Source organism: Mesorhizobium sp. M7A.F.Ca.CA.002.04.1.1 (assembly GCF_004022805.1).
GTDB classification, from domain to species: domain Bacteria; phylum Pseudomonadota; class Alphaproteobacteria; order Rhizobiales; family Rhizobiaceae; genus Mesorhizobium; species Mesorhizobium ciceri.
In genome coordinates this window covers 1-5,277 of record NZ_RZPL01000388.1, presented here as the reverse complement: position 1 = coordinate 5,277, position 5,277 = coordinate 1, and the positions used below count along the sequence as shown (strand labels likewise).

At 64.0% G+C, this 5,277-nt stretch carries 5 protein-coding genes; 2 read left to right on the top strand and 3 right to left on the bottom strand.

Annotated elements, in window-relative coordinates; translation table 11 throughout:
* Both ENZ75_RS19785 and ENZ75_RS19780 read left to right on the top strand, forming a co-directional pair.
* Positions 1-1,577, top strand: a 1,577-nt coding sequence (locus ENZ75_RS19785) for an OmpA family protein (protein WP_245481179.1), incomplete at its 5' end; no start/stop codon positions are given.
* A 306-nt stretch (positions 1,578-1,883) separates the two neighbouring features.
* Positions 1,884-2,399 carry a TIGR00645 family protein gene (locus ENZ75_RS19780; protein ID WP_013530171.1) on the top strand — a complete coding sequence of 172 codons (516 nt, stop codon included), beginning with the start codon at positions 1,884-1,886 and terminating at the stop codon, positions 2,397-2,399.
* Positions 2,400-2,525: 126 nt separating this feature from the next.
* Here the strand turns inward: ENZ75_RS19780 and ENZ75_RS19775 are convergent, their stop codons facing one another.
* From ENZ75_RS19775 to ENZ75_RS19765, 3 genes are all read right to left on the bottom strand, one after another.
* Positions 2,526-3,392: an NAD(P)-dependent oxidoreductase gene (locus ENZ75_RS19775; protein ID WP_013530170.1), complete on the bottom strand. Its 867-nt coding sequence runs from the start codon at positions 3,390-3,392 to the stop codon at positions 2,526-2,528.
* Positions 3,393-3,502: 110 nt separating this feature from the next.
* Positions 3,503-4,129, bottom strand: a complete 627-nt coding sequence (locus ENZ75_RS19770; protein ID WP_063168767.1) for a helix-turn-helix transcriptional regulator — start codon at positions 4,127-4,129, stop codon at positions 3,503-3,505.
* An 8-nt stretch (positions 4,130-4,137) separates the two neighbouring features.
* On the bottom strand, positions 4,138-5,010 hold the full coding sequence (locus tag ENZ75_RS19765; protein ID WP_063168768.1) for a S1C family serine protease: 873 nt from the start codon (positions 5,008-5,010) through the stop codon (positions 4,138-4,140).
* Positions 5,011-5,277: the final 267 nt, after the last annotated feature.

Sequence of the window (5,277 nt, the reverse complement as noted above, 5' to 3'; positions counted from 1 at the left end):
CGGCCGAACAGGCAGCACCCGCAGGGGAACAGCAGCCGCGCAGGAAGAAGCGTGATCAGCAGCAGCAGACCGAGCAGACGCCGGCCGAACAGGTCGCGCCGGCCAACGACAATCAGCCCGGCGAGCAGGCCCAGCCGCGCAAGAAGAACAGGCAGGATCAGCAAGCCCAACCTGAAGTCGCCCCGACGCCGAAGGAAGCTCCCGCTGGAGAGGCGACGGCCCCTGCCGGCGAGCAGCCGGCGGCCCAAGGCGAGCAGCCCCAGGACACGACGAAGAAGCACGGCAGGAAACCTGTTGGCGAGCAGCCGGCGACGGCCGAACAACCCACCACCGGCGAACAACCGGCCAATGGTCAGACGGCAGCACCGGCACAGGGCGAAAACCCGGTGCAAGGCGAAGCACCGGCCGATCCAAACGCCGCTCCCATCCTGGACAGCCAGAAGGACGTCGAGCGCAGGGGCGGCGGCCGCAAACGTGGCGACAAGAATGCTCAGCAGGATGGCGAGCAGCAGAATGGCGGGCAAAATGCCCAGCAAGGTGGCGATCAGGGCCGCAAGCCGGTGGCTGCTCCCGTCGACCAGGGTCCGCCGCCCACCGACGACAGGGCCGCACAGCAGGAGATCAAGCCCGAGAAGATCGTCCCGGTGACCGAGGAGAAGGGCACGCGCGTAGAGCGTGCGCCCGATGAGATCGCCCGCGATCGTCGGCGTCCGAAAGGCGTCGACGTCGTCAGGAAACTCGGCGATCGCGTCATCCTACAGTTCAACAACCAGACATTTGTCCAGAGCAATGACGCCCCGCGCGTCACCCGCGGTGCCAAAGAAGTCTACTATGAGGATCTGTCGGGCGATCGCACCCGGGAAATCGTCGAGCGTGACAACGGTGTCCGGATCGTCACCATCCGCAACCGCTATGGCGACGTTATCCAGCGTTCGCGCATCGCGCCGGATGGACGCGAATATGTGCTGAGCTATGTCGACGAGCGGCACTATCAAGATGACAGCGACTGGCGTGATCCCGGCGACGACCTGCCGCCGATGCGGCTGACCATCCCGCGCCGGGAATACATTCTCGATTCCGAGGACGTCGAGAGCCCCGATGACTACTACGAGTTCCTCGAACAGCCCCCGGTCGAGAAGGTCCAGCGCCTCTATTCGATCGACGAGGTCAAGCGTTCGGCCCGCGTGCGCGACATCGCACGTCGCGTCGATCTCGACACGCTCAACTTCGAATTCGGTTCGGCCTCCATCTCCGACACCGAGGTGCAGAAGCTCGAGGGCGTAGCGACGGCCATGGAGAAGCTGTTGAAGAAGAACCCGGCCGAGACCTTCCTGATCGAAGGTCACACCGACGCGGTCGGCACACCGGAGGCTAACCTCGCTCTTTCCGATCGCCGTGCGGAAGCGGTGGCGGAGGCTCTGACCAATGCCTTCGGCATCCCGCCGGAAAACCTGACGACACAGGGCTATGGCGAGGAGTATCTGAAGGTCAACACGGCGGCGCCCAACCGCGAGAACCGCCGCGTCGCCATCCGCCGCATCACCTCGCTGGTGGCACCGGTCGCCAGCAACAATTAGGTCATGATTTCAAAATCATGACCCGGTTTGTGGAATCGGCAAGAGAAGCATCCACCCCCGGCACAGCCGGGGGTGGATGGATGTGCGGGGTTCAACAAGAATTGTACGGGCGTTAGACACGGCTCATTGAATCGCGAGCGCAGCCACCCCAGATTCGGTGCTGGGCGTTCCCTGCCCCGTCCCGACTCCAGCGGGACGCATTGAGCCCCGCCGGACTTTGTTCGGCGGGGTTTTTTGTCTTGCAAACGGTGGCGGCCTCGTCGAATACGGCCATTGTCTGAGAGATCAACCCGCCGGAATCATCCCATGAAGCGTCTCGAACTCGCCATCGAATCGATCATTCTCGCTTCACGCTGGCTGCTCGTCGTTTTCTATATAGGCCTGGCCCTGGCATTGGCCGTCTATGCGCTGTCCTTCGGCAAGAAGCTCTATGAGTTCATTAGCCTGGCGTTCACGCTCGGTGACACCGACACCATCCTGAAGATGCTCGGCTTGATCGATGCCGCGCTGGTTGCCTCGCTGGTGGTGATGGTCATCATCTCGGGCTACGAGAATTTCGTCAGCCGCTTCGACGACCAGGACGGCGGTGTGCACTGGCTGGGCACCATCGATGTCGGTTCGCTGAAGGTCAAGGTTGCCTCGACCATCGTCGCCATCTCGTCGATCCACCTCTTGCAGGTGTTCTTGAACTCATCGTCCTACACGACCGACCAGTTGATGTGGCTGACCATCATCCATCTCGCCTTCGTCGTCTCGGCGCTCATGCTCGCCTATATCGACCGGCTGATGGGCCTGAGCAAAGGCAAGAAGGACGAGGCGTGAGCCTGCGCCCGCCGGACGTTGAATCAATCCCGCAGGAACGATGCCCTACCGCCTTGTTCGAGCAGGGCTTTCCCTGCGGGTGGCGAAGGGCTTGGCTCGACGCCCGTCGCGTCAAAACAAAGAGCTCTAGTAAATATTCCTGATCTTGCTGTCCGTGCGGGCAAACACCTCGTCGGGGACAAAAAAGTCGCCGGCCAGCGGCCCGGTCGCATCAGGCGCATAGATCGAGAAATCGCTGACGCCCTCGGCGCGCAGCACCTCTTCGTCGATGTAGAAGTTGCCAGTCGCTTCGCGCGCCGGCCGCATAAAGATGGCATGCGCAGCATCGGCCATGATGTCGGGCAAACGGCTCATTGCCGCCACCGTCGCGCCGCCCAGCAGATTGCGCACGGCTGCCGTGTCGATGGTCGAAATCGGCCACAGTGAATTGACGGCGATGCCGTCCTTGGCGAACTCGGCGCTCATGCCCAGCGTGCACATCGACATGCCGAACTTGGCCATCGTGTAGGCGACATGGTTCTTGAACCACTTGGCCTTCATGTCGAGCGGCGGTGCCAGATTCAGGATGTGAGGATTGCTGGCCAACTTCAGGTGCGGAATGCACATTTTGGACACCAGGAAGGTGCCGCGCGTGTTGATCTGATGCATCAGGTCGTAGCGCTTCATGTCGGTTTCCAGCGTGCCGGTGAGCTGGATGGCGCTGGCATTGTTGACGCAGATATCGATGCCGCCGAACTTTTCCACGGTCCTGGCGACCGCCTCGGCCACCTGTGCCTCTTCACGGATGTCGCACAGCACGGGCAGCGCCTTGCCGCCGGCCTGCTCGATCTCTTCTGCCGCGCTATAGATTGTGCCGGGCAGCTTCGGATGCGGTTCGGCGGTTTTGGCCGCGATCGTCACATTGGCGCCGTCGCGCGCCGCGCGCAGCGCGATCGCCAGCCCGATGCCGCGCGATCCGCCGGAGATGAACAGCGTCTTTCCCTTGAGCGACATTTCCTTGCGCCTCCCTTGCAACACGTCAGACGCGAAGCTTTGCGCGGCGGGCGACCACAGCGCAAGACCCGACACGCCGGACACCGCGTTACGCAGCGTAGGGTTTATGACTAAACCAGCACCAGCCCCTGCCGCATCGCAGTGGCAATCGCGTCGGTGCGGTTGGCGGCACCGAGCTTGATCAGGATTGCGGCGACATGGAACTTCGCGGTGTGCACGGAAATGTTCAGCCGCCGCGCGATCACCTTGTTGGGTGCGCCCTCGGCCAGCAGCGCCAGCACTTCCGCCTCGCGCGGCGACAGCGAAGGACGGACGGCATGCTCGTCGGAGGCTTCATCTTCGAACGGCTCGCCATCGCCAGTATGGAAATCCTCATGGCGTCCGGTTCTGCGCTCGCCCGATACCCGATAGCCGGCCGCCGCCAGCCGCGCCGCCGCAGCGATCAACAAATCGTCCGCGCCCGTTTGGAGGACGGCCAACACCTCGCCCGCGGGCCGTTCGCCAGCGCGTCCCGATAGCAGAACCCGGGGAATGGCGGCCGGCACGGCACCGCCGCTGCTGTCGTCAACGATGGCGACGTCAGCCCTGCCGGCCACCACCGGCAGCAGGTCATCGCTCGCGGCCAGCGAGGCCGCCAAGCGCTCGGCGCGCGACGCATCGCCAAGCGCAATCAGCACCACCAGCCGCCGCGAGACGGCACCGTCATGCATGATCCGGTCGCTGGTGAGCGTGTCCATCACTCCTCTCAGGAAAGCGGCTTTTCGCCGATGGTCAGCCCGACATCGCGCTGTTCGCCGCCGCGCACCACGCCGAGCGTCACCGAAGCGCCCGCACTGTCTGGTCCGAGCCTGCGGATCAGGTCGCGCGGGCCATGCACCGCCTCACCGTTCCACGCCACGATGATATCGCCGAGAGAGAGACCGGCGGCCTTGGCGGGACCATCGTCATCGAGGCTCATCACCATCGCGCCATGCGCGTCGCGGTCGCGTACCGGATGCAGGCCGGCGCCGAGATAACCGCGCGCGACATGGCCCTTTTCGCGCAGCGTCGCAACCGCCCGCTCGATCGTCTCGTAAGGCATGACCAGCGCCCGGTGGCGCGGCCCGAACAGCAGCATGCCGATCAGCGCACCCTTGGCGTCGAGAACCGGGCCGCCCTCGAAACGGCCGCCGGCACCGACGGCCAGATTGATGCGCCGGTCGATGGTGCCGCCGCGCATCGAGCGCCAGGCCGGACCGACTTCGCCTACCGAGCCCGAAACGGCCAGAGCCGACCCGTTGCTATTGCCGATGGCGATGGCAATGTTGCCTGGCCGCACCGCGTCAGCCCTGGCCAACGGCACGGCGTTGATGGCCGTAGCCGGCTTCAGCAGGGCAACGCCAGTCGACGGATCGCGGCCGACCAGTTCTGCCTTCACCGCCTCACCCGAGGCCAGCGTCAGTTCGATCTCCTCGCCGGCCTCGACAGCCTCCTCGGCGGTGACGAAATAACCGTCACGCCAGTGGAAGGCGCTTGCCGTGCGGTGATGATGCGTGGCGAAGCCAGCCGTTGCCGCTGCCGCCTGGGCGGCGAGATCGGCGATGGCTTGCGAAAACGCACTCAGATTGAAATCGCTCATATTGGTCTCCTGGGTTCATCCATGCCCCAGATATCGCTCGACAGCGCGTTCAGAGGTACTCGCCTGAAGGCTAGTTGCCGGTTTGACTGGCCATCTGGTCAGGTCGCGGCGGTTCCAGCCGCTCCGCACATATAGTGCGTGTCGCCCAAAAGTGCTCAGCGGTTTTGGGACAACGACGCGCACAGGAAAAAAATCATCCTTTCGCCCGAAAAATACGGAGCCCTTCCATGGCCCTCGCCGCAGCCAAATTCGAACCTGACGATACAT

What these genes read in the sequence shown, in the direction of transcription:
- ENZ75_RS19770 (WP_063168767.1), bottom strand. Translation starts at nt 4,129, where the DNA reads ATGGACACGCTCACCAGCGACCGGATCATGCATGACGGTGCCGTCTCG.
- ENZ75_RS19775 (WP_013530170.1), bottom strand. Translation starts at nt 3,392, where the DNA reads ATGTCGCTCAAGGGAAAGACGCTGTTCATCTCCGGCGGATCGCGCGGC.
- ENZ75_RS19780 (WP_013530171.1), top strand. Translation starts at nt 1,884, where the DNA reads ATGAAGCGTCTCGAACTCGCCATCGAATCGATCATTCTCGCTTCACGC.
- ENZ75_RS19765 (WP_063168768.1), bottom strand. Translation starts at nt 5,010, where the DNA reads ATGAGCGATTTCAATCTGAGTGCGTTTTCGCAAGCCATCGCCGATCTC.